Below are 25,978 nucleotides of genomic sequence, written 5' to 3'. Positions count from 1 at the left end.
TTGAATCATATATTTTTGCCTGTTATACAGTCCACGATGTAGACAGCATAACAGGCAAGAGTAATAAATTCCATCTTCTATATAAGGACGATGGAATTCACTATTATTGAGCTGGATATGGTACTTCCTTGTCCATAATCGTTACTCCATCTCGGACAATTTTATAGTGTCCCTTTGCACCTTCTTGAATTACAAACTCTAAAGAAATAATCGCTGACTCAGTAATTGTTCTCGTTTCAACTGGTTTATCCATTTTTTGCTGCATATCTTCTTTATAAATTTCTATTGTTTGCGGCTTTTTCTCACCTGTTGCAGAAGCTTCATATGGGATAGAAATGTTATCCACTTTTACCGTTTTCGTCACTTTAGGCTTCGGACCATCGGAGATAACAATCGATACTTTATCTCCTTCTTTTAAAGGTGTCCCAGGCTTTGGTAACTGTGAAATAACAAGACCTTTATCAATCGTATCTGAATACTCTCTTTTTATATCAGAAACAAGCTTTCTTTCATTTAAATAACCTTTTACACTATTTTCAGTCCATCCTGAAAAATCACCTGGTCTTATTTGATAAGGTCCTTTACTTACCCAAATTTTCAGTTCTTGTTCTGCCTCTATAACCATTTGATCAGGCGTTGGTATTTGCTCTACAATTTCACCTTTCGGCTTATCATTTTCAATATAATTTATTGTAACTTGTTTATATTTTTCTTCTAACTCAGCTCTTATACTCTCGAAATCTTTTCCTGTCAAATCACGCATCTTACTTTTCTTTTTCCCACCTGATTGATAGATAGTAATTTTAGAGTTTTCTTTCACTACTCTTCCTGCTATAGGATCTGTTTTTATCACTTTTCCGGCTTCAACATCATCTGTATATACAAGATTAGGTTCAGTAACTTCAAAACCTTTTTCAACTAATGTATTTACAGCTGTCGTATATTTCATACCAGCCACATCAGGAACCTTCACATCTTTCGGAATAAAGAAGCCTGGAATAACAGTAAGTGCTAAGGTTATCCCTATCGCTAAAAGTAAAAATGTTGTAATTAAAACTTTCAGCCATTTATTATTTCGCTTTTTCTTCTTACCTGATTTGGTCTCTTCTTTTCTTACTTGTTCATCCACTTTACTTCCTTTTAATACAATCGTTTCATCACTTACATTTTGAAATAGTTGTTCTTGTTGAATAATTGGAATCGCTTTCGTTGCTTCCATATCTTCTGGTATGTAAAATGGTTGTTCATTTATTCGTTCTGGGTATAGTGCTGTTTCAATATCTCGTTTCATCGCGTTAGCAGATTGATATCGATGGAACGGATCTTTCGCAGTTGCCTTTAATATAATATTTTCAACACTTTGTGGAATATTTTCATTCCATCTTTTTGGAGATGGCATTTCATTTTGTAAATGTTTTAACGCAATTGCAACAGCAGATTCACCAGAAAACGGTTGTCTTCCTGTTAACAATTCAAACATAACAATCCCAAGTGAATAAATATCTGATTGTTTATTCGCTATACCACCGCGCGCTTGTTCTGGTGATAAATAATGCACCGAACCGAGCACCGAATTTGTATGTGTAATCGTTGCTGCACTTGTAGCTGTCGCAATTCCAAAGTCTGTTACTTTGACCACTCCGTCATCTCGAATCAAAATATTGTGCGGTTTAATATCACGATGTACAATCTCAAAATGATGGGCGTGTGCCATAGCGGACGTTAACTGCTCCATTATATCAAGAGCCTCTCCTATCGGTAACATCCCCCGATCAATTATGTATTGCTTCAATGTTCGTCCAGGTACATATTCCATTACAAGATAATATATATCATCCTCTTCCCCAACATCATACATATTCACAATATTTGGATGCGACAACGTTGTAACAGATTGCGCTTCTCGATGGAAACGTTTAATAAACTCTTCATTATTTGAATAGTCGAGTCTTAATATTTTTACCGCTACATCTCGACCAAGTATATCATCATGAGCTAAATATACATTGGCCATTCCTCCACCGCCAATCATTTTCAGCAGCTTATAACGGTCATTTAAGCGTTTTCCAATCAGCACGTTGCACTTCACCTACTTTCGTTTGTCGAATCCGTATAATCAATAATAACGAGGGTAATATTATCTTCTCCACCACGATCATTTGCTAATTGAATGAGATGCTCTCCCTTCGCCTCGAGCTGTTCATTCAATTGTAAAATTTGTTGCATATCAGCCATAGGGACTTTGTTAGACAATCCATCAGAGCAAAGAAGCAATTGATCGTCTTCTTCGAGCACCAATGTTTTAACATCTAGTCCGACTTTTTCTTCTGTTCCTAACGCTCTTAACAGAACATTCTTTTTCGGGTGATATTCTGCATCTTCTTTTGAAATTTCACCGTGCCTAACAAGTTCATTTACAAGTGAGTGGTCTTCCGTTACAAGCGATATTTCTCCCTCTGATACCATATAACAACGACTATCTCCTATATGACCTATTGTTACAAAACTAGGTGTACAAATCGCCACGATAACCGTTGTTCCCATGCCATTACATTCTACATGCTGCTGAGAGTAAGCATATATGCGCTCATTAATAATTCCAACGTTAGTATGTAACCACTTTTCTACCTTTTTAGGCTCATTCATATTATGCGTTTGCTTCCAATAATCATGGAATAATTGAATAGCCATCGAGCTAGCTACATCGCCAGCTCGATGACCTCCCATTCCATCTGCTACTACCGCTAAAATATTTCCATCTAAATTGCGAAAAACTCCTGCACTATCTTCATTATGTTGACGAACTTTTCCTTTATCCGATAGAAACACGGCTTTCATCTAGTCACCTCGTCTCTTCTTTGCGCTCCTTTGCACGCAACTGACCGCAGGCTGCATCAATATCATGACCTTGTTCACGGCGAATGGTTACATTCACTCCACGATCTTTTAGCGTCTTTTCAAACAAGAAAATTTGCTCTCGTGGCGTACGTACATAATCACGTTCTGGCACGTAGTTTACCGGAATTAAGTTTACATGACATTTTACACCTTTTAAGAGCGCAGCAAGTTCTTCAGCGTGCTCAACTTGGTCATTTTCTCCTCCAAATAAGCCATATTCAAATGTAATACGACGCCCTGTTCTATTTACATAGTATTTAACAGCTTCCATTAAATCAGGTAGCTTATAAGCACGGTTGATCGGCATTAATTTTGAACGTATCTCTGTATTTGCAGCATGCAATGAAATCGCAAAATTAATTTGCATATCTTCTTCAGCGAACTTATAAATTTTCGGAACAATTCCACTTGTTGAAACTGTCATATGTCTTGCACCAATATGAATTCCTTTTTCATGATTTACAATGCGTAAGAATGACATTAAGTTATCATAATTATCAAATGGTTCTCCAATTCCCATAACAACAAGAGAACTTACACGTTCTTCTGTTTCATCAAGCGCACGCTGAACTTCTACTACTTGCGCTACAATTTCTCCAGCCTCTAAGTTTCGTTTTAACCCACCAAGTGTAGAAGCACAGAACGTACAGCCAATGCGGCAACCCACCTGTGTTGTTACACAAATGGAATTTCCATATTCATGTCGCATTAGTACAGTTTCAATAGAGTATCCATCGTATAACTGGAATAGGAATTTAATCGTTCCATCCGAAGACGTTTGTTTTACTAAAGTGTTTAAAGTAGTAATATCAAAGGAATTCGACAATTTATCGCGCAATCCTTTAGCAAGGTTTGACATATCCTCATAATTTTTTACACGTTTTTTATATAGCCAATCAAAAATTTGTCCTGCACGGAACTTAGGTTCTCCTTGTTCCTTTAACCAATCTTGCATTTCATGAAGTTGTAAAGAATAAATTGATGGTTTCTTTGTTTCTAGATTTTTCTTTTGTTTTTTTACAGTCGTTTCCATGATGCTACACCTTCTTTCTTAAACAAGCAATATAAAAGCCATCTGTTGCAAAATAATGCGGTAAAATTCGTACTTGACCTTCATCAATATACGGATTTAACTTTTCTGGCATGCGATCTTTTATCGTAGTATCCCATTCAAATTCAGGATGCTCTTGTAAAAATTGCTTTATTACTTGTTCATTTTCTATTTTTTCAATTGTGCACGTACTATAAACAAGGCGACCACCTTGTTTTAACAATGGTGCTATTTTTTCTAGTATCGCAAGTTGAATCGTTGATAACCTTTCACTATCGCCCTTATCTTTACCTAACTTAATATCAGGTTTACGTCTAATAACACCAAATCCAGAACATGGTGCATCTACTAATATTTTGTCAAAAGATTCATTTGCAAAATGCTCTTGAACTTTTCTAGCATCTAAAGCCATCGTTTCTACATTTTCTAAACCAAGTCTCTTCGCCTGTTGTTCAATTAAACGTACTTTATGTGCGTGTAAATCAAGCGACATTACCTTACCAGTTCCGTCCAAACGCTCTGCAATATGAGTTGTTTTTCCGCCAGGAGCAGCACAACTATCTAGAACTGTATCTCCTTTATTCGGTTCTAAAGCACGTGCTACAAGCATTGAGCTTTCATCTTGAATAGAAAGGAAACCTTTTTTGAACGCTTCTGTATGTGCGACATTTCCTCTTTCAATTTGAATTGCATCCTCTGACAATTCGCCACGTTTTGCTTCTATACCCTCATCAGCTAATAACGCAACCGCTTCTTCTACCGTTACTTTATCAACATTTACACGTGCTGTTGGTACAGGTGGCAACATATTTACTTCACACATTTTCTCTGCTGTCTCTAAACCATATTCGGATGCCCATTCTTGTACAAGCCACATTGGATGACTCGTTGCAATCGCAAGTCGTTCTACTGGATTTTCGATTTCTTCTAACGAAGGTACACCTTCTCGCTGAATTGAACGCAATACTCCGTTCACCATGCCTGAAATCCCTTTATGCCCACGACGCTTTGCAATCTCAACCGCTTCATGAATAGCCGCTCTTTCTGGAACTCGGTCTAAATATAGCATTTGATATAGAGATAGGCGAAGCAACACTCTTACCCACGCTTCAACCTTTTTTCTTAAAAATGGTTGTAAATAATAATCTAGTGTGTCACGACGTTGAATTGTTCCATATACCATTTCAGTTAATAAACCAATATCTTTTCTGTCAATTGTATTTTTTTCAATCAAATTATTTAAAAGTAAGTTGCTATACGCACCACTTTTTTCTACTTGAATTAAGCCATCCAGAGCTAACTCACGAACATTTTGTCTCATGCATTTTCTCCTAACTTCGTACCAATTTCAGGTTTTGTCCCACGTAAAAATTGTGAACAACTCATACGCTTTTTACCAGATGGTTGCAATTCAGTGATTTTAACGCCTGTCTCGTTCCCTGTTGCAACAACAAATCCATCTTCTTCAAGAGCTACTATTGTACCTGGTTCAGCTTTCTCTGTAATAGAGACCTTCTCTCCCCACCATACTTTAATAACTTGTCCTGCCAAAGTCGTATAAGCAACTGGCCATGGATTCAATCCGCGAATGTGATTGTATACTTCTTCACCTGTTTTTGTCCAATCAATTATCTCTTGCTCACGTTTTATATTATATGCAAACGTCACTTCAGCTTCACTTTGTTTAATTGGTTCTAGTTTACCCTGAATTAGTAAAGGAACCGTTTTAGATAAAAGGTGTGCTCCTGCTTCGCTTAACTTATCAAATAATGAACCTGTTGTTTCACGCTCTTCAATTTCTACTTCTACTTGCGTTAATATATCGCCCGCATCTAATTTTTCTACCATATACATAATTGTAATACCTGTTTTCTCTTTACCTTCCATAATCGCATAATGAATTGGTGCACCACCGCGAAGTTCTGGAAGTAATGATGCGTGGACATTAATACATCCATACTTTGGCGCTTCTAAAATTTCATTCGGTACGATTTGTCCAAATGCTGCTGTTACAATTAAGTCTGGCTCTAGTGCTAATACTTTTTCATATTCGTCTTTTTCACGAATTTTTAACGGCTGTACTACTGGAATACCATGTTTCTCCGCTTCTACTTTAACAGGAGTAGGTGTTAAAACCTTTTTTCTACCAACTGGACGATCAGGTTGCGTTACAACACCAACTACGTCATATCCGTCCTCGATAAGACGACGAAGCACCGGCACAGAAAAGTCCGGTGTCCCCATAAATACTACTTTCATCATTCAAAAACCGCTCCTTTTAAACCTATTCTAATTCGCCTGCTTCATAATACCTTTTCACTTTAGATGTAAATAAAACACCGTGTAAATGATCGATTTCATGCTGAATTGCACGCGCTAAGAAGTCATCCGCTTCTAATAAAAATATTTTACCGCGACGATTTTGTGCACGTACTTTAATGTAATCTGCACGCTCCACTTCACCATAAAGTCCCGGAAAGCTTAAGCAGCCTTCGGGACCTACTTGTTCACCACGTTTTTCTAAAATAACAGGATTAATTAATTCAATTTTACCCGTATCATCACCTATATCAACAACAGCAACTTGTAAGCTTACCCCCACTTGTGGCGCAGCTAGACCAACTCCGTCTGCAATTAACATTGTTTCATGCATATCTTTTAACAATTTCACTAACTTTTTATCAAAGTTAATTACTCTTTCGCATGGTGTTTCTAACACTTCATTTGGATGCTTTACAATTTCTAAAACTGCCATATTTCCCTCCGCTACATTAACATTGTTGGATTAAAATCAATTGAGATTTGTAGCTCTTTTTGCATTTCTGCTTGATAATGTTCATTTACCATTTTGAGCACGTTCTTTAAGTTTGGTTCCCGTTTGTATTTTATCATGCATTGGTAACGATATCTATCTTTTATCCTTGGAATTGCTGAAGCAACCGGCCCTAACACCATTGTTTGCCTTGAACAATGCGTTCGTAAATGACCGACAATTTTTTCCGTCACTTGGACTGCCTTTAATAATTCCGGATGAGATACAGTTACAAGTACAACGTAGTAATATGGCGGATATTGTCTCATTTGCCTCATTTGCATTTCGTGCTCATAAAATACATCATATTGTTGATTCTTTGCTAATTCTACACTGTAATGTTCAGGCGTATACGTTTGAATTACAACTTCCCCTGGCAATTCATGTCTTCCTGCACGTCCACTCACTTGTGTCAATAGCTGATACGTCTTTTCACTCGCCCGAAAATCAGGTAGATGAAGCATCGTATCCGCCGTTAAAACGCCAACAAGCGTCACCTTCGGAAAATCAAGCCCTTTTGCAATCATTTGTGTTCCAAGTAATATATCTGCTTTCTCTTCACCAAACGCCTTTAATAATTTTTCATGCATTCCTTTACGGCTTGTTGTATCCACATCCATTCGAATGACCCGCGCCTCAGGGAATAGTTTTGTGATTTCTTCTTCAACCTTTTGCGTCCCTGTACCAAAGAAACGAATATACGTACTATTACAAGCAGGACACTCCGTTGGCATATTTTCCTCATGACTACAATAATGACATTTTAAACGATGGTTCATTTTGTGATATGTCAACGAAATATCACAATGCGGACATTGTACGACATACCCACAATCACGACACATCACAAACGTAGAATGACCCCTTCTATTTAAAAAGAGAACCATTTGTTCTTTCTTTTCTAATCGATCTGCTATTTTTTCATGCAGTGCCTTTGAAAACATTGAACGATTTCCATCACGAAGCTCTTCACGCATATCAACAATTTCTACAGTCGGCAAAGCTTGTTTGTTCATACGTTTTTCCATTGTAAGCAACCCATAGACACCTTTTTTCGCTCTAGCAAACGATTCAAGTGTCGGCGTTGCACTTCCGAGAACGATTGGACACTTATGGTATTGTCCTCTCCACACTGCTACATCTCTTGCATGATACTTTGGGTTATCCTCTTGCTTATAACTTGATTCATGCTCTTCATCAATAATAATGATTCCTAAATTTTCGAATGGAGCAAAAATAGCTGAACGCGCACCAACTACAACTTTCACTTCTTTTCTTAATATCTTTCGCCATTCATCATATTTCTCGCCAACAGAAAGCGCACTGTGAAGAACTGCAACTTGCGAACCGAACCTACCTTTAAAGCGATCTACCATCTGGGGCGTTAGCGCAATTTCAGGAACAAGCACAATTGCTTCTTTTCCTTTCTCGAGCACCGCTGCTATAGATTGTAAATACACTTCAGTCTTACCACTTCCTGTAACACCATATAGTAAAAATGGATTGTAAGTTTCATTTGTAATTGATGACAAAATCGGTGTAATTACTTGTTTTTGTTCCTCAGTAAGCGGAAATGGTTTCGTTTGTTCAAAATCATCATCGTCATACGGACTCCGGTATACCTCTACATACTTTTCTGAGATTAGACCCTTTTTAACAAGTGCTTTTATTGGAGCATCTGTTATTTGTAATTCTTCTGTTAAATTTTTTAACGGTACACTTTTGTAGTTTTCTACAAAATAATAGAGTACATCTTGTTGTTTTTTACTTTTCAGTTCAAATGCTGCTAATTCCAATTTATCTGCCGGCAACTCCGGTTGAACTACTCTTTGTTTCTTCTTCTGCACTTTATCCTTTACTTGATAAACCACTTCAGTCGTACCATTTTTAATTTCTTGTTGAATAGTGCGATATAGGTGCGGCTGTGCTTCGATAGCTTCCCAATCTATCGTTTCCTTCCCTTGAAATAAAGAAAGAATTTCTGGTGCTACTTCTTCTCGGTTACGAAGTTGCAGACGCTTTTTATATGTTGCTTTGATCGCCGTCGGAAGCATCACCTGAAAAGCTGAAATCATATAACATAACGTTTCACTTGTAAGCCAATACCCAAGTTTTAATAATTCATCATTTAAAACAGGAGTGACATCTAATATTTCATACAACGCTTTTAACTTTTTACTTTCTAGTTCAACCGAATCCTTTATGCCAATAATAAAACCTTGCAATTTCCTCGGACCGAATGGGACTACTACACGCATTCCTGTTTGCACGATATCTTCCCATTTTTTAGGGATAATATAATCAAACGGTCGATCTGTTTGACGTGCAGGTACATCAACAATTACACTTGCAAACTTCATACATAATCATCTTCTAACATCATTTCTATTTGCTTTAATATTTCACGAGCCACTTCTTTTTTCGTTAAAAGTGGCAGCTCAATGATTTCTCCATCTTTTCTATACATTGTCACAATATTTGTATCCGTACCAAACCCAGCTCCTTGCGCTTTCACGTCATTCGCAACAATCATATTTGCATTTTTCTCACGTAATTTTCTCGTTGCGTATTCCTCTATGTTTGTCGTTTCAGCTGCAAAACCGATAAGTAACTGTCGGTCCTTCTTCTCACCTAACGTTTTTAAAATATCCACTGTTCTTTCTAATTCAATTACAGCATCGCCATTTTGCTTTTTCATTTTATTATCGTGAACATATTTTGGGCGATAATCTGCAACTGCCGCTGTTTTGATAACAACATCCACACTCTGATAATGCTGAAGGACTGCCTCTAACATATCTTGTGCAGATTCTACTTGTATTGTTGTGACATGTAATGGTGACTCTAATGCTGTCGGTCCTGAAACAAGTATGACATCAGCACCTAAGCTTGCTGCAACTTCTGCGATCGCATACCCCATCTTTCCAGAAGAAAAATTCGTCATAAAACGGACTGGGTCAATCTTTTCACGTGTCGGGCCAGCCGTTATTAATATTCGCTTTCCTTGCAATGGTTTTTGTTCTGAGAAAACCTCTTCTAACCTTTTAATAATCACTTCAGGTTCTTCCAGTCTTCCCTTAGCTACATAACCACATGCTAAAAAGCCTTCGCCAGGCTCAATAAATGTATATCCTAACGCTTTTAACGTCATCATATTTTTTTGAACAATTTTATTTTCATACATATGCACATTCATAGCAGGTGCAATCCAAACTGGAGCTGTAGTAGCTAACAAAGTAGTTGTAATCATATCATCAGCAATACCGCCAGCTAACTTTCCAATGCAATTCGCTGTAGCAGGTGCCACAAGTACAACATCTGCCCAATCCGCTAAATCAATGTGAGCGATAACTGCTGAGTCTTTTTCATCAAACGTATCCGTATATACATCGTGGCGAGAAAGCGCTTGAAATGTAAGAGGTGTAACAAACTTCATTGCCGATTCACTCATCATTACTTTTACAGTAGCACCCGCTTGTGTCAATTTACTCGTTAACGCAGCTGCTTTAAAAACTGCAATGCCTCCTGTTACACATAGAAGTATCTTTTTCCCTTTTAGCATATGACTCGTCCTCTTTCTTTTTCAAACTTATTCTACTGAAATAGAATTTTCAGCTCGTCAGTACCAATATGTTGTTCCACCTTTTTACGATTATTTCTTCCCTATCATAAAAAAATAACAACCTACTTGTAAATAGGTTGTTACCGTTACATAGAAAATTATAAAGTCTATGTTTTAATTTGTCGAAAAGAATGTCTTAATCAATTATTGTGTCATCGCTTGGTACATATTTTAATACTTCTAAATCGATTTCTTCTAATGCTTTACCTACACATTTATAAGAAACAGGCTTTTCAATAACACAATTGTCAGCAATTTGCATTTCACGTGCACGCTTTGCAGCTACTGTTACAAGTGTATATTTAGAATCGATTTTTGTTAATAATGAGTCAATTGATGGATTTAACATAATTATAGACCCTCCGTCATTTCTTTATAGTATTTTGCCACTCTTTCGCGGCGGCAATGTTCACCAACCACAATTGCTTTAATTCGGTCGCAAGCTAATTCAACTTGATCGTTTTCTACAACATAGTCATAAGCGTCCATCATTTCGATTTCTTCTTTCGCTACAGTTAAACGATTTTCAATAACATCTTCAGTTTCTGTACCACGGCCGACAATTCGGTTCTTTAGTTCAGATAAACTTGGAGGTGCTAAGAAAATAAATACACCTGCTGGGAAGGCTTTCTTAACTTGAATTGCTCCTTGCACTTCAATTTCTAAGAACACATCTTTTCCTTCTTGTAACGTTTTTTCAACATAATCAATCGGTGTTCCGTAATAATTACCAACGAACTCAGCCCATTCAAGTAACTTTTCATTACGAATCATTTCTTCAAATTCTTCTCTCTCTTTAAAGAAATAATCCACACCATCTACTTCACCTTCACGCGGTTTACGTGTCGTTACTGAAATAGAGTACTGAAAACGTGTGTCTTCATGGCTAAACAGCTCTTTTCGAACCGTTCCTTTCCCGACACCAGAAGGTCCCGAAAGAACGATGAGCAATCCTCTTCTACTTCTCATAAATATGTAAAACCTACCCTTCCTCACTTAAATCTTCTTTATTATTCAAACGATGTGCAATCGTCTCTGGCTGAATTGGACTTAATACTACATGCCCATCATCCATAACAATAACCGCCCTTGTTTTTCTCCCATACGTAGCATCAAGCAAAGCATTATGTTCACGCGCTTCCTGTACTGTCCGTTTAATAGGAGCTGACTCCGGACTTACAATAGCAATAATTCGATGAGCAGATACAATATTTCCGTATCCAATATTTAAAAACCGCATGGCCATAGTTTGCGCCTCCTAGTAAGTCTATCCGATTTCTCCACCACGTATAACTTTATATATTTTTTGAAAGCTACTCAATATTTTGTACTTGTTCACGAATTTTTTCAAGGTTATTTTTCATTTCTACGACATATTTTGAAATTGTTAAGTCATTTGCCTTAGAACCTATCGTATTAACTTCCCTATGCATCTCTTGCACGATGAAGTCCATTTTCCTTCCAACAGGCTCTGTAATTTGCAGTGCTTCACGAAATTGATCTAAATGACTTTGTAATCGAACTAATTCTTCGTGGATATCTGAACGCTCTGCAAATATTGCTACTTCTGTCAACAATCGTTGTTCATCTAAATCTTGGTTATGTAATTCTTTCAAGCGATTTTCTAATCGTTCACGATATTTTTGTGTAACAATTGGTGCATGTGGAATAATTGCATTTACACAATTATGAATCTCTTGCAAACGATATGCTATATCTTTATGTAATCGTTCTCCTTCGCCATCTCTCATCGTTTTCAACATATGAGCAGCTTGGCGAACAGCTTCATATAAACCGGTTTCAAATTGTTCATTTACATTTTCTATTTCTTCAACTGCCGTTACTTCTGGCATTCCCATTAGTTGCCCGAGTGTAATAGAATCTTGTAATTGAAATTTCCCTTTTATATCTTCCATAATGGATTGGTACTGCTTGAGAAGTTCCCAATTCACAGTTAATTTTCTTTCAACAAGCCCTTCGCCTGTTATACTAATAGACACTTCAATACGTCCACGGCGAACTTGCTTTGCAATTATTTTACGAATCTTGTCTTCAAACGCCATCATTTGCTTCGGAAGCCGAATACTCATTTCTAAAAAACGATGGTTCACCGACTTCATTTCTACTGTTATTTGAAAAGTATCGTTTTCTACCTTCGATCTTCCAAATCCTGTCATACTACAAATCATCTTTATCACATCCAAGCCATGAAATAACTCAATGAAAAAGGTAATAGAGATGCGACTCTACTACCTTCTGTAAATTATATCATATTTTCATATCATTGACTATTTCAAGTTTAATCCCTTCTTATATAACAGCGGCTTTTTCTTTTTCTCCTTTTTTCTTGTTAATAAGGACCCTACTAATAAGAAGGTCGGAATAGATGATAATCCTCCAATTAACAACCAATCTCGTGCTTGTATCGGCATTGTGCTAAAAATCGGCTGTAATGGTGGATAATATATAACTACAAGCATTAACAGTAAAGAAATAATAACCGCCCCTACTAAATATATATTTCCAAACGGGTTGCGGTGAAATATAGAATGTTCACTACGACAATCAAATACATGAATAAGCTGAGCCAGTACTAATGTTGCGAAGGCTACTGTTTGTGCATACTTCAATTCATTCGGATGCTGGTTAAATGCAATGATAAACGCTACTAATGTCACTGCTCCGATTAGAAAACCACGACTTATAATTTTCCACGCAAGCCCTCTAGCGAACACCCCTTCTTTCGGATGGCGTGGTGTTCTCTTCATCACATCTCCTTCAGCCTTATCCAAACCTAATGCCATCGCTGGTAAACCGTCAGTAACTAAGTTCACCCATAAAATTTGAATTGGAACCATCGGCAATGGCAGTGCCAGTAACATCGCAAATAACATAACTAAAATTTCACCAACGTTAGATGCTAACAAATACCGAATAAACTTCCGAATATTTTCATATATGTTTCTACCTTCTTTAATCGCCGATTTAATCGTAGCAAAGTTATCATCTAACAACACAAGTGACGAAGCTTCTTTTGCAACATCTGTCCCTGTAATTCCCATCGCAATCCCTATATCAGCTGTTTTAATAGCTGGAGCATCGTTCACTCCATCACCTGTCATAGCTACTATATGTCCCTTATTTTGCAGCGCCTTAACGATTTTCAATTTATGCTCAGGAGACACACGAGCGAATACATACGTATCTTCTACAATATCTTCTAATGCCTCTACATCCATATTCGCAAGTTCTACACCTTCAACAACGCGTCCACCCGCCGGTAAAACCCCTAACTGTTCCGCAATTGCCATTGCCGTCACTTTATGATCTCCCGTAATCATTACCGTTCTAATACCAGCTTCCTTACACTCTTTCACCGCTTGCGCCACTTCTAGTCTTGGTGGATCTATCATTCCTTGTATTCCAACAAGCATAAAATCCTGCTCGACTTCTCTTTCATGTTCAATTGAATCTGTAGCTTTTAACGGTTTAAATGCCACCGCAATCGTTCGTAAAGCTTGACTTCCTAAACTATGAATCGCTGCCTGCACTTCTTTTCGATACATTTCACTTAAAGGCTGCTGCTTATTTCCCCACAAAATTGTTTGACTCATTTGCAAAAGAACATCTGGTGCTCCTTTTGTAATAACAAATTTTTTGCCTTCACGATCACGAACGATAACGCTCATCATTTTTCTAGTTGAATCAAAAGGAAATTCACGAATGACTTCAAACTTTCCTTTAAGAGCTTCACGTGATATTCCCGCCTTCATTGCAGCAGCAACGAGAGCTCCCTCTGTTGGATCTCCATCTAACACATACGTCTTTTTCTTTTGAATAACATTCGCATTATTACATAAACAGCCAAATGTAAGTAGTTGATACAGTGATTTCGTCTTAGTAGGGTCAATTACTGCTTCACCTTTCATAAACGAACCTGTTGGCTCATAGCCTTGACCTGTTACTTTCCACAATTCTCCGCCTGACCACATATGTGTTACCATCATTTTATTTTGTGTCATTGTTCCTGTTTTATCTGAGCAAATAACAGAAGCACAGCCTAACGTTTCTACAGCTGGCAACTTTCGCACAATTGCCCTCTTTTTAATCATACGCTGTACGCCAAGTGATAGCGCAACCGTAACGATAGCTGGCAATCCTTCTGGAATAGCTGCAACAGCAAGCGAAACCCCAGCCAAAAACATGTGATACACTTCATTTCCTTGATATACACCAGCTAGTACAACAAGAGCCGTCAAAATAAGAGCAACAATAATTAAAATTTTCCCAAGCTGTTCTAATCTTCTTTGTAATGGCGTTTCCATTTGCTCAGCATTTTGCAACATATTTGCAATTTGCCCCATAGCTGTATTCATTCCAGTTGCTACGACTACCCCTGTTCCAGCACCTCTCGTTATCATCGTCCCCATAAATGCCATGTTTTTTTGATCACCAATTGAAACATCTTGGCCTTGTAACGCCTCTACCTTCTTTTGTACAGGCAATGACTCTCCTGTAAGAGCCGATTCTTCAATATATAAACTTGAAGATTCCACAAGGCGAACATCCGCGCCAATACGGTCACCACTAGAAAATTTAATAATATCACCTAGTACAAGCGCCTTTGACGGCGCTTTTATCCACTTCCCATTTCTTAGTACAGTAACTTGAGGAGCTGCCAATTCTTTTAAAGCTTCCAACGATTTTTCAGCTTTCCTCTCTTGAAAGAAACCGAGGACACCATTAATAATAACAATTGCAACAATTGCAATCGAATCAATATACTCTCCTAAAAAAGCTGAAATAATTGTAGCACCAAATAAAACAAGTACCATAAAATCTTTAAATTGCGCTAAAAACACCATAAGCGCAGAAGGCCGCTTTGCTTCTTGCAATTCATTTGTACCAAATTTCTTTAATCGGCCCTCTGCTTCTTGCTCTGTAAGACCTACCTCCACATTCGTATTCGTTCTTTCCTCCACTTCATGTGCTCGCATTTCATACCAGTTCATCCTGCCATCGACCTCCTGATTCCAGACATACTCTAATGAAAGCTTATTCAGCCTCGTCCAAAAAAATGCTATAATTAACTTTTAGTTAGAAAGGAGTGTTCATTCATGGCATTCGATGGATTATTTACAAGAGCAATTACACATGAAATTGCAAATTCTCTTCAAACAGGAAGAATTTCAAAAATATATCAACCCTCAAAATATGAAGTTTTATTACATATTCGAGCAAACGGAAAAAACCAAAAGCTAATTCTTTCATCTCACCCTACATATGCGCGTATGCACTTAACAAATCAAAACTACAATTCACCAGCGCTACCGCCGATGTTTTGTATGCTTCTTCGCAAACATTTAGAAGGTGGATTTATTGAAAAAATTGAACAAATTGACTTAGAACGTATTATTCAAATTACAGTCCGCAGTCGTAATGAAATCGGTGACGAATCAGTAAAAACATTAGTAATCGAAATAATGGGACGACACAGTAATATTATCTTAGTAGATACGAAAACAAATGTTATTTTAGATAGCTTAAAACACATTTCTTTAGCGGTAAACCGACATCGTACTGTATATGCTGGAGCTGAATATGTTGCCCCACCGGCACAACATAAAATTAATCCGCTTCTTATCGAAACAGAAAATGATTTTATTAAACCGCTAGACTTTTTATCTGGCAACATGGACAAACAACTTGTCGGAGCATTCATGGGAATTTCCCCATTATTTGCAAAAGAAGTTGTAAAAAAAGCAGGTATGGCAAATGAAAAAGCATTATCTGAAGCTTTCTTCAGCTTGCAAAAACCTTTGCTAACACATCAGTACGTGCCAGCAATGATAACAGCAAATGGAAAAGAGTTCTTTTACCTATTCCCTCTTTCTCACTTACAAGGAAACGAAAAAACATTTTCATCTGTTAGTGAATTATTAGATCGTTTCTTCTTTGGTAAAGCAGAGCGCGATCGTGTAAAACAACAAGCTCACGATTTAGAACGCTTTATGCAAAATGAAAAAACAAAAAACGAAAAGAAGCTAATTAAACTAGAAAAAACATTACAAGATGCCGGAAAAGCAGATAAATACCAACTATTTGGAGAGCTACTTACAGCCAATATGTACGCTTTGAAAAAAGGTGATAAAGAGATAGAAGTCGTTAACTATTATGACGAAAATGGTGGGACTGTAAAAATCACATTAGATCCTTTAAGAACACCATCCGACAATGCACAACGCTATTTCCAAAAATATCAAAAAGCAAAAAATTCAGTTGTTGTTGTAGAAGAACAAATCGAAAAAACAAATGAAGAAATTCTTTATTTTGATAGCTTACTTCAACAAATGGAGGTTGCTTCTTCAAAAGATATTGAAGAGATTCGTGAAGAACTGGCCGAAGAAGGTTATGTACGTAATCGTAAGAAGAACAACACAAAGAAAAAACCGACAAAACCGGTATTGGACAAATATTTAGCTAGTGATGGAACAGAAATTTTCGTCGGTAAAAACAATAAGCAAAATGATTATTTAACAACGAAATTCTCCCGTCGTGATGAAATTTGGTTACATACGAAAGACATACCTGGGTCCCACGTTGTCATTCGTTCTCTTGAACCTACGGAAGAGACTTTACACGAGGCCGCTAAAATCGCTGCTTATTACAGTAAAGCAAAAGATTCTAGTTCTGTTCCTGTAGATTTCACAAAGGTACGCCATGTCAAAAAACCGAGCGGTGCAAAACTTGGATTTGTTACATATGACAATCAGCAAACATTATATGTAACACCAGATGCTGATACAGTAATGAAATTAAAAGCGTAAATACTTAAAGAATGCGTTGCTAGCTAGCAACGCATTCTTTAATTTAGTTCATATATCCATTAACTAATTCGTAACATCTTTCTTTTGTCATCTTATATTTCTCTTCCGAAGCCTCTATACGTCTCATCGTTCCTTTATTTGGATCTGTACCAATCGCTGTAACTTTTCTTTCTTTTTCTTTAACCCATGCAATCTGTTTTGTTTTTAATGATTGAAATGCATCCGCTGACATCGTATTTTTTAATGTACTGTAAATTTCATTTAGTTTATTATCCCATAGTTGATAATTTCCTTCTATTTCATTTACTATGTCATTTGTTGACATAACATTTGTATGTTTTTCTTCGTTTTCTAGAGCAACTAACTCATTTAGAGCCTTAGTTTTACCTAATACTGAAGAAGATTCTTTTTTTGGCTGCTTCTCTTCTTTTGAACTAGTATACATACTGGAATCATTTCCCTTAGCTGTTTCTTGCTCTTGAATAAAATCTTGTTTCGTTACCTTTTCTTGCTCTTCATCATCTACATTGTGAGTAATAACAGATGTTTGGGCATCCACAGCAACTACTCCGTTACTTTCTTTAAAAATATATTTCTTATTTCCACTATTCTCTTCTCTAACGAAAGAGACATTCTTGAAACCTTGAACTCTAAGAATTTCGTTAGCTTCTTCTTTAGTTAACTTTAAATCTACTGGCGTATTTGATGACCATTTATCCATTAACCATTTTCCATCAGTATAAACTAAAACAAATTCCCACGTCTCCGCTTCATTCCCCATATCATTTGCAAGGATAAGCGTCTCAATCTTTAAAACATCATTTTTCTGTGAACAAGTTATTCTCACGTCTGGCTCAATATGAATTGGGAATGGCAACATATCCGTCTCTCTAGACCTATTAAATGTGTCAAGCGACTTAGGAAGCTGATTTTCTACAAACTTATCTGTAACTAATCCCTTAACTCCTTTTTTCGCTGTCTCCATATCTCCAGGATTATTTCGGCTCCATCCATTTTCTTTTTCCATCTCACTAAAAGCGTTTGCTATCCTATCTACGCTCTTTCGTACAATCTTTTTCGCTTCTTTTCCTGTCACTTCTGGTGCTTCATCAAGCTGTTCAATCTTTTCATTTACTTGAACTTTGTTTTCACTTTTTTCACAACCTGCTAGAACAAACATACTAACTACCAAGCAAAATGACATTACTTTACTTAATTTTTTCATATACTCACATTCCTTAATCCTATTTATTCGTTACGTATCCCTATCTTCGAGAGAAACCCAACAATTACCTATTGTATCAATAATTTTTTATTTATATATTAATTTTCATATTAAAATAAACAATAAATTTAATGTTATTTTCAAATATACACTCTAAACATCGCTTATCCTTTTCTTTCCTGACTTCGATATTCCAAAAAATTTGACATTATTTTCTCGTATTTGTATAAAAAATTTTACAGTGTGTAAAAAAAACGATTCGATGTTCTTTTCATTTGCTCACTAATATTTTGAAGCAATCCGTAGTTTTCAAATAGTCCTTCCCACAAATAGCGGACAGAACTTTACTTTACCTTCCCTTATATATATTCCCCACTATCCTTTCTCTAAAGTTATCTTTTGGCACGCTATTTGCTTTATTCAATACTGTGAAAAGGGGGAAATTAACATGAATTTAAGAATTACTAAAATCCAAAATCAACTACAAAAATATGAAATTGACGGATTACTTATTACTAAAAAAGAAAATCGCCAATATGCAACAGGCTTTACAGGTAGCGCTGGCGTCGTCTTAATCTCTGCGGATAAAGCGGTTTTTATAACTGATTTTCGCTATGTAGATCAAGCGAAATCACAAATAAAAGAAGCTGAAATTATTATGCATAAAGGAAATCTAGAAAAAGAAATCGCAAATCAAGTATCGAAATTAAACATTCAAAAACTTGGAATTGAAGAAAATAACATGACATTACAACAATATAAAAACTTACAAAAATACATACATGCGGAAATGGTGCAAGTGTGCGAAATCATCGAAGATATTCGCATTATTAAAGACACACCTGAAATAGAAACAATGAAAATTGCGGCTACTATTGCTGACGAATCATTTCACCACATCCTTACGTTTCTAAAGCCAGGAATAAGTGAGACTGCTGTCCGAGACGAATTAGAATTTTTCATGCGAAAAAAAGGAGCTGCATCTTCGTCGTTTCAAATCATTGTAGCTTCTGGTGTTCGTTCTTCCCTTCCTCATGGAGTCGCATCGAATAAAATAATCGAACGCGGCGATATCGTTACATTAGATTTCGGTGCCCTTTATAATGGATATTGTTCCGATATTACACGTACTGTAGCAATCGGCGAGCCATCAGAAGAATTTAAAAAAATATATAATGTTGTGTTAGAAGCATTAAAGCGTGGAACTGAAGCGATTAAACCTGGAGAAACTGCGAAAAGTATCGATGATGTAACGAGAAATTACATTACAGAACATGGATATGGTCAATATTTCGGCCACTCTACTGGTCATGGGCTTGGGTTAGAAATTCATGAACCTCTCCGTCTATCCCAAGAAAGTAAGGCTACTTTAGAAGAAGGTATGGTTGTTACAGTTGAACCAGGTATTTATATACCAAACTGGGGCGGGTGTAGAATTGAAGATGATATTGTCATCACAAAAGACGGATATGAAGTTATTACAAAGGCAAATCGGGAACTAATTGTCATTCCCTGTTAAAAATCATGAACTTTTTAACAGGAGTTTTTTCTTTACACATAGAATTCCTTCTCTGGAGTAATTGTTTAAAGAGGGAGAATTTTAATTGAACTTTGTAATCGATAAGGTAGATGGTTTACAAGTTGAGTTTTCAAAACTTGTTTCCATGATGAATTACGCTCGCTATACAACAATGCAGGCTGTCGAAGGCTTAACAATTGAAGAACTTGATTATTTATATGATGATGAAGCAAATTCAATTGGTATGCTTTTGTACCATATGGCTGCTATTGAATTTTACTACCAAATTCATACTTTTGAAGATCGTGAACCAACAGATGCTGAATTAGAACGTTGGTTACCTGCTGTTGAGTTAGGAAATCTTGGACGTGAGAAAATAAAAGGCAACTCAATAGAATTTTACATAAATACGTTACAAGAAGTGCGCTCTAAAACGATCGAAACATTTCAGTCTTTACCTGACGAATGGCTATTTAAAACGACCGACTTTTGGCATGACAAACCAGCAAATAACTACTTTAAATGGTTTCACGTATTTGAAGATGAGATCAACCATCGCGGACAAATTCGTTTAATTAAAAAGATGCAAAAAGCTCATTCAGTAAAGTAAGAAAATGCCACCGAATAAGGTGGCATTTTCTTTTATTCATTAGCGAATAGCTTTTCGTTTACTTTTTTAGCGACCACCGCTACCGCTATTAAAATACATATTAAATATAGCAATTTCGCGATGAATAACCACCCTTGAAAAATTACAATTCCATCTATTATCTCATTTCCTTTCAGTAACAAAAACGGAATCGTGCTAATTACAAATACAAACTCGATACTAAGAACAATTTTCTTTTTTCGACTATATGCTTTCCATTCACTCCAGCGGTACAAAGGAGCAAAAAACAGTACGCCTATACATAATATAACGCCTATCCATTCACTTTTAAGAAATTGTCCTGAAATGATAGATAATATTAAACAAGCAAGTACACCATAATACCGATACGATAAACTTAACTAAATCTATACAATTCAATCAAATTTACACAAGTTAGTGCTTCATCGTGTTCTCGCACCCCCGAAGGGACGAGGGGTATAACACTCCACACGAGGCAGTATCGTTACCTCCTATTATCAAGCATTTATTTTACCCATCTTGATAAATTTATCGAAGCATTTACATCCCTATCGTGATGGCTATTGCACCCAACACAACACCACTCACGTATTTTTAAACTCCACTGTCCTTCTGGTTGAACTGAATGGTCGTATTTCACCCCGCAACATGAGCAAATCTTGCTTGAGGCGAACCATTTATCAGCTTTTACATACTCAATGCCATACTTCTCGCACTTGTATGATAAACATTGAAAGAAGAAGTTTAATTTTTGAAATGAAAATGCTTTCGATAGTTTTTTGTTTTTTAACAGGTTTGAGATAGATAAGTCTTCCACAACAATCCTCATTGGTTTGGTTTTCACCAATTTAGCTGTTGCTTGATGGATATGGTTATTTCGGATATTCATAATTTTCCTAGATAACCGCAGGTGCTCAGTTTTAGCTTTTTCATATCCGGCAGACTGAATTTTCACACCTTTTGTAAATCTCCTAGACATATCTCTTTGCGCTGACTTTTTCCTTTTCAAAAGTTTTTTAACCTTGGCATCTTTGTTTATATTTCGTTCTTTCGTACCATTAGAAGCCACAAACAGCTCTTTTAAACCAACATCCACACCAATCGACTCATCGGTTAATTCTTGTGCTTCAAAGGATTCTTCGAACCCTACACTAATCCACCAGTGACGACCTTCAAAGGTAACTCTTGGATTTGATGGTTTTTTGTTTCTTGGTAGTTGTTGGCTTGTTTTCACTTCTCCAATGGACTGAATATCAACTACTTTCTTTCCTATAATCAGTCTTTCATAATTGGCATAAAATCCTTGGATTAAATCTTTTTTGGATTTATAAGAAGTGTGATAACCATTTTTGTACTTTTCGAACGAATGTTTCCTCGCCTTGTCAAAATCTTTTGAAGCCTGTTTGGGAACTTGTGCATTGATGTCTTTTAACCACTTATATCTCTTTCGCTTCTTGATCTTTGTAAATCGTTTCTGTAAAGCTAACTGTGAAACAGATTTTCCAAATAGCTTATAGTACCTATCACTCATTCTTTTACAATAGTTATAAGCGAATCTTGCAGCACCAGCATGGTTTCTAAGTACTTTTTCTTGTTCAGGCGTTGGAATCAGTCTGACTTTCTTCGCCAATATCATCAGAATTTAACTCCTTTACTGTGCGATTATTCGGGCACTCACCTTTCAGATAATGAAAGATTTATTCTTCTGAATAGTAGCGTGTTCCACCAGCATTCTCCTGAGACTACTCGGATGCAAACCTGTTAATTCGGATACTTGACTAACTCGTGAAAATTTCATTATTATTCTCACCTCATTGAACCTAACATAGCACGTACGTTCGGTAAATTCAATAAAGTTTGATAGATTCAATAAAATTTATCTTGTTCAACTAAGGGCGCAATTCCTTAGCCAGTTCTCTTATGAACTTCTCATGTTTTCACATGAGCGCAGACTATATGTTTATCTACTTAGAGATAGAGGATTTTTCCACCACCATAGGCTTGTGATGTACTCTCGTCAGTTATACGAGATAGTCGTTGAACGTTCATCTTATCAATTTTGACTTAGATGATTCGAGGCGGAAGACCCATTGTTCTAGTGTTTAGGATTTAACCTTGCACGATCTGATTGGTTTTTTCTGCTTTCGCGACATTCGCGCTCGCTATTTCTAGCCACGCTGTAGTTCAATCAGCTTTAGGGATTACCCGCAGTTAACCCTCACTACTAGCCAATCACTTGACTAGCAGGGCTTACTGATATATTTAATTAACTTTCGTTATAATTGGTTAAATAAATCGTAACAGTTAGTTACCCTATTTTCTCTCTCATTCGTACTCCCCCATTCTATTTCTCCTTTAATATGTAACTTGCTAGGCTTATAACAATTCTTAGAAAAATAACTACTACAATTACAATATAAAGACCTTTCGTAGAAGACAACCACTGTTGAAAAATAGACATTTTCTCCATTTGCTTCTGACCTTCTATTAAAATAAAACCTACGACAAACGAACTAACAACAATGATACCTATCATAATTCTAATACTTTTCTTGCTATATTGTTTCATATCATCCCAGTTATATAACAGTACAAAAACAAACCCGAAAACAGGTATGATACTTATCCATTCATTGTTTGTAAACAGATTTAAAATGATTAATAGACTACAAGATATGATGAATCCCCAAAATCCAATTTTTTTGCGCATAAGCCCTCCTTAAATTCCATTTTTAGGATTAATTGTATTTTAACATCCATTTTCATTCCTTACCATTACAGTACATGAAATTTCACTTTTTTCTTTTTCCTATACTCACATACTTTCTCTGCTTTCATACAATAAACTACACGAACGCCTAAAGGATGTGGATGTTATGGGAGTTGAATTAACGCTTTTACATGCTCTCTATGTTCTTTGCTTACTAACCATTATTACCTTCTTTATTCTCCGGAAAGATACGACGATTATTTGTATCGTTTTTATCTTTTTATTAGCATTAACCGCTACAAGCTCTATCCCTCTTGCCATTAGCGGTATTTTTCAAAGTTTCATTTACGCCATTACTGAGCTATTACCAACTATATTAATCATCTCCATTATCGTATCAATGAGCAATTTACTCGTTCATACCGGCATAAATGATACGATGATTTCACCATTTACAAAAATGATTCGTACACCTACCCTCGCCTACTGGATTATCGGCCTTTTGATGATGACAATTTCTTTCTTCTTTTGGCCTTCTCCGGCTGTCGCCTTAATGGGGGCTATTTTATTACCCGTCGCTGTACGCGTCGGCCTTCCGCCAATTGGAGTCGCAATTGCTATGAACTTATTCGGACACGGCATTGCCTTATCAGGTGACTTCGTTATTCAAGGTGCACCAAAATTAACCGCAGACGCCGCCGGACTTCCTGTTTCTAGCGTTATTTCTGCCAGTGTTCCCCTCGTTATCGTTATGGGTATTGTGACAACTTCTGTCGCATTTTTCTTCTTACGAAAAGAATTTCATACAGGCTTATATATACAAGAATCTATCCCATCAACCGAGCCTTCTAAAACGCTCACTTCATTATCTCCTCGGGCAAAGAGATGCCTTGCCATATGTATCCCTATCGTATATGCCATCGATATCCTTTGCATGATTCAGTTTAAACTACAAGGAAGCGACGCAACCGCACTTATCGGCGGGACGACTGTTATTATGATTATCATCATTTCTCTCATCGCCTACAAAGGAAATGGCCTGAATAAAACGACCGATTATTTTATAGCAGGACTACAATTTGGATTTAAAATTTTCGGTCCAGTTATTCCAATTGCTGCACTTTTTTATTTAGGAGATAGCGGCTTTGTAAAAATTATCGGAGACTATTTACCGAAAGGTTCACATGGAATTATTAATGACTTAGGAATCGCCTTATCTCAAACGGTTCCTTTAAATCAATATGTATCGGCTGGGACATTAACTATCGTTGGTGTCATTACCGGGTTAGACGGATCTGGCTTTTCTGGTATTTCGCTTGCTGGTTCAATTGCTAACCTTTTCGGAACAGCACTTGGGCATGGAACAGCTACATTAACAGCACTCGGGCAAATTGCAGCCATATGGACCGGGGGCGGGACTTTAATTCCTTGGGCGCTTATTCCTGCCGCTGCCATTTGTAAAGTAGATCCATTTGAACTCGCACGCCGAAACTTTTTACCTGTTATTATCGGCTTAATCGTCACCACTATCGTTGCGATGTTTATCCTATAACGTAAGCAAGTATTCTCTTGCTTACGTTTTTTATTGTAAAATTCATCATTAATTGCTGACTTTCAAAAGGGATTATTTATATGTTAGCGAAATTATATTAGGAGAGTATTTATTTCAAAACGTTTACGAAGAACAGATTACTGCAATTAGAAAAGGGGACATAACTATGAATGAATTGATTTTCGTCTTATTAATTTGTCCATTACTTATCTTTATCGTTTCTGTTATTGGAACGCGTAAAACGAAAACGTATTACGTAATGCCAATTGTAACGTTTGCTAGTTTTTTAATAATAGGTGTTTTCGCCTTTACTCCAAAGTTTTTCTTTTGGGTTGGTATGTATAGCATCTTCTCATTTATCATTTCTTATATGACTCTATTATTTGTGAGAGGATATGAAGTTGCGGCAAATACTAAGTAGTTATTAGTAAGGAGATTGCAATATGATTTTCTTTGATATCGATGGAACTTTACTTGATTATGACGCCGCTGAGAGAAATGGCATTTCACATTTTTTCCAGAAGTACAATGATATTTTTTCTGGAAGCGAATTAGAGGCCACGAAACTATGGCATGCATTATCAGAAGAATATTTCAACAAATTTTTATCCAAAGAATTATCCTTTCAAGAACAACAAGGGATGCGAATGTATCATTTATTTAAAACATATGGAGTAAACTTACCCCTCGAGGAATCTCAGCACAGATTCAATCAATATATAGAACTATATAAGAACAACTGGATTGCGTTTGAAGATGTACTCTATACATTACAAACCTTGCAGCAAAGAGGATACTCATTAGGTATCATTAGTAATGGCGATTATGAACAACAAATCGAAAAATTAACAGCTTTAAACATTCTACAATATTTCAAGTATATTTTTACTTCTAGTAAAATTGGTTTATCAAAGCCAAATCCAGAAATTTTTAAAATGGTTGGATTACAATCGAACCTTGAACTGAAAGATTGCTATTATATTGGCGATCGATTAGAAACAGATGCAATTAGTAGTACAACGGCCGGAATGCAAGGGATATGGTTAAATCGGAATAACTCGCAGCCCAAGTACGATGTTCCTACTATATGTTCTTTACATGAAATTTTAGCAATGATATAAAAAGACGACC

The 25,978-nt window shown here is 36.5% G+C and carries 23 protein-coding genes; 6 read left to right on the top strand and 17 right to left on the bottom strand.

The features are described from left to right. Window positions 1–103 precede the first annotated feature (103 nt). The 13 genes from pknB to ABH959_RS07545 all read right to left on the bottom strand — a co-directional run bounded on the left by pknB (window position 104) and on the right by ABH959_RS07545 (window position 15,395). Window positions 104–2,077: a Stk1 family PASTA domain-containing Ser/Thr kinase gene (pknB, locus tag ABH959_RS07605; RefSeq protein WP_113936788.1), complete on the bottom strand. Its 1,974-nt coding sequence runs from the start codon at window positions 2,075–2,077 to the stop codon at window positions 104–106. A gap of 8 nt (window positions 2,078–2,085) precedes the next feature. Continuing rightward, the gene (locus tag ABH959_RS07600) at window positions 2,086–2,838 is read right to left on the bottom strand and encodes a Stp1/IreP family PP2C-type Ser/Thr phosphatase (RefSeq protein WP_002137950.1); all 753 of its coding nucleotides are present in this window, start codon (window positions 2,836–2,838) and stop codon (window positions 2,086–2,088) included. 4 nt (window positions 2,839–2,842) lie between these two features. Continuing rightward, a complete protein-coding gene (gene rlmN, locus ABH959_RS07595) occupies window positions 2,843–3,931 on the bottom strand; it encodes a dual-specificity RNA methyltransferase RlmN (protein WP_002014500.1) in 1,089 nt (362 codons plus the stop codon). 4 nt (window positions 3,932–3,935) lie between these two features. After that, window positions 3,936–5,270: a 16S rRNA (cytosine(967)-C(5))-methyltransferase RsmB gene (rsmB, locus tag ABH959_RS07590; RefSeq protein WP_002128834.1), complete on the bottom strand. Its 1,335-nt coding sequence runs from the start codon at window positions 5,268–5,270 to the stop codon at window positions 3,936–3,938. Next, window positions 5,267–6,211 carry a methionyl-tRNA formyltransferase gene (gene fmt, locus ABH959_RS07585; protein ID WP_002014498.1) on the bottom strand — a complete coding sequence of 315 codons (945 nt, stop codon included), beginning with the start codon at window positions 6,209–6,211 and terminating at the stop codon, window positions 5,267–5,269. Before fmt ends, rsmB begins: the two co-directional genes overlap by 4 nt. A 22-nt stretch (window positions 6,212–6,233) precedes the next feature. Further along, the gene (def, locus tag ABH959_RS07580; RefSeq protein WP_002014496.1) at window positions 6,234–6,704 is read right to left on the bottom strand and encodes a peptide deformylase; all 471 of its coding nucleotides are present in this window, start codon (window positions 6,702–6,704) and stop codon (window positions 6,234–6,236) included. Window positions 6,705–6,715: 11 nt separating this feature from the next. Further along, the gene (gene priA / locus ABH959_RS07575) at window positions 6,716–9,121 is read right to left on the bottom strand and encodes a primosomal protein N' (protein ID WP_002137952.1); all 2,406 of its coding nucleotides are present in this window, start codon (window positions 9,119–9,121) and stop codon (window positions 6,716–6,718) included. Next, window positions 9,118–10,323: a bifunctional phosphopantothenoylcysteine decarboxylase/phosphopantothenate--cysteine ligase CoaBC gene (gene coaBC / locus ABH959_RS07570; protein ID WP_113936786.1), complete on the bottom strand. Its 1,206-nt coding sequence runs from the start codon at window positions 10,321–10,323 to the stop codon at window positions 9,118–9,120. The genes priA and coaBC overlap by 4 nt, the downstream gene beginning before the upstream one ends. Before the next feature lie 196 nt (window positions 10,324–10,519). Beyond that, window positions 10,520–10,732, bottom strand: a complete 213-nt coding sequence (rpoZ, locus tag ABH959_RS07565; RefSeq protein WP_002014493.1) for a DNA-directed RNA polymerase subunit omega — start codon at window positions 10,730–10,732, stop codon at window positions 10,520–10,522. Window positions 10,733–10,734: 2 nt separating this feature from the next. Then, window positions 10,735–11,352 (bottom strand): guanylate kinase, encoded by a 618-nt coding sequence (gmk, locus tag ABH959_RS07560; RefSeq protein WP_002014492.1) that lies wholly within the window; start codon window positions 11,350–11,352, stop codon window positions 10,735–10,737. Window positions 11,353–11,365: 13 nt separating this feature from the next. Continuing rightward, complete coding sequence (gene remA / locus ABH959_RS07555) at window positions 11,366–11,629, bottom strand: extracellular matrix/biofilm regulator RemA (protein WP_001251456.1); 264 nt, start codon at window positions 11,627–11,629, stop codon at window positions 11,366–11,368. A gap of 67 nt (window positions 11,630–11,696) precedes the next feature. Further along, on the bottom strand, window positions 11,697–12,572 hold the full coding sequence (locus tag ABH959_RS07550) for a YicC/YloC family endoribonuclease (RefSeq protein WP_002088227.1): 876 nt from the start codon (window positions 12,570–12,572) through the stop codon (window positions 11,697–11,699). 99 nt (window positions 12,573–12,671) lie between these two features. Further along, window positions 12,672–15,395, bottom strand: coding sequence for a calcium-translocating P-type ATPase, SERCA-type (locus ABH959_RS07545; protein ID WP_002066776.1), 2,724 nt, complete (start codon window positions 15,393–15,395; stop codon window positions 12,672–12,674). Window positions 15,396–15,500: 105 nt separating this feature from the next. Between ABH959_RS07545 and ABH959_RS07540 the strand changes: the two genes are divergently transcribed. Then, window positions 15,501–17,210, top strand: coding sequence for an Rqc2 family fibronectin-binding protein (locus ABH959_RS07540; protein ID WP_002066775.1), 1,710 nt, complete (start codon window positions 15,501–15,503; stop codon window positions 17,208–17,210). Between the two features lie 43 nt (window positions 17,211–17,253). Here the strand turns inward: ABH959_RS07540 and ABH959_RS07535 are convergent, their stop codons facing one another. Next, entirely contained in the window at window positions 17,254–18,435 is a 1,182-nt protein-coding gene (locus ABH959_RS07535) for a lysozyme inhibitor LprI family protein (protein WP_002066774.1), read from the bottom strand. A gap of 448 nt (window positions 18,436–18,883) precedes the next feature. Here ABH959_RS07535 and ABH959_RS07530 point away from each other — a divergent pair, with 448 nt between their 5' ends. Both ABH959_RS07530 and ABH959_RS07525 read left to right on the top strand, forming a co-directional pair. Then, window positions 18,884–19,954, top strand: coding sequence for a M24 family metallopeptidase (locus ABH959_RS07530; protein WP_404492414.1), 1,071 nt, complete (start codon window positions 18,884–18,886; stop codon window positions 19,952–19,954). A gap of 85 nt (window positions 19,955–20,039) precedes the next feature. Next, a complete protein-coding gene (locus tag ABH959_RS07525) occupies window positions 20,040–20,564 on the top strand; it encodes a DinB family protein (RefSeq protein WP_002066772.1) in 525 nt (174 codons plus the stop codon). A 32-nt stretch (window positions 20,565–20,596) separates the two neighbouring features. Here ABH959_RS07525 and ABH959_RS07520 read toward each other — a convergent pair whose 3' ends face one another. The 3 genes from ABH959_RS07520 to ABH959_RS07510 form a co-directional block, all read right to left on the bottom strand. Then, window positions 20,597–20,923, bottom strand: a complete 327-nt coding sequence (locus ABH959_RS07520) for a YoqO family protein (RefSeq protein ID WP_404492444.1) — start codon at window positions 20,921–20,923, stop codon at window positions 20,597–20,599. 167 nt (window positions 20,924–21,090) lie between these two features. Then, window positions 21,091–22,221 carry an RNA-guided endonuclease InsQ/TnpB family protein gene (locus tag ABH959_RS07515; protein ID WP_404492413.1) on the bottom strand — a complete coding sequence of 377 codons (1,131 nt, stop codon included), beginning with the start codon at window positions 22,219–22,221 and terminating at the stop codon, window positions 21,091–21,093. A gap of 708 nt (window positions 22,222–22,929) precedes the next feature. Further along, on the bottom strand, window positions 22,930–23,295 hold the full coding sequence (locus tag ABH959_RS07510) for a YoqO family protein (protein WP_002066889.1): 366 nt from the start codon (window positions 23,293–23,295) through the stop codon (window positions 22,930–22,932). Between the two features lie 166 nt (window positions 23,296–23,461). Between ABH959_RS07510 and ABH959_RS07505 the strand changes: the two genes are divergently transcribed. The 3 genes from ABH959_RS07505 to ABH959_RS07495 all read left to right on the top strand — a co-directional run bounded on the left by ABH959_RS07505 (window position 23,462) and on the right by ABH959_RS07495 (window position 25,968). Continuing rightward, a complete protein-coding gene (locus ABH959_RS07505) occupies window positions 23,462–24,847 on the top strand; it encodes a membrane protein (RefSeq protein ID WP_033707139.1) in 1,386 nt (461 codons plus the stop codon). A 166-nt stretch (window positions 24,848–25,013) separates the two neighbouring features. After that, a complete protein-coding gene (locus ABH959_RS07500; protein WP_002066887.1) occupies window positions 25,014–25,268 on the top strand; it encodes a YbeF family protein in 255 nt (84 codons plus the stop codon). Window positions 25,269–25,290: 22 nt separating this feature from the next. Continuing rightward, entirely contained in the window at window positions 25,291–25,968 is a 678-nt protein-coding gene (locus ABH959_RS07495) for an HAD family hydrolase (RefSeq protein ID WP_002066886.1), read from the top strand. Window positions 25,969–25,978: the final 10 nt, after the last annotated feature.

It is taken from the genome of Bacillus sp. RC51, assembly GCF_044908115.1.
GTDB classification, from domain to species: Bacteria; Bacillota; Bacilli; order Bacillales; family Bacillaceae_G; genus Bacillus_A; species Bacillus_A mycoides.
This window is presented reverse-complemented; position numbering and strand designations above follow the sequence as displayed.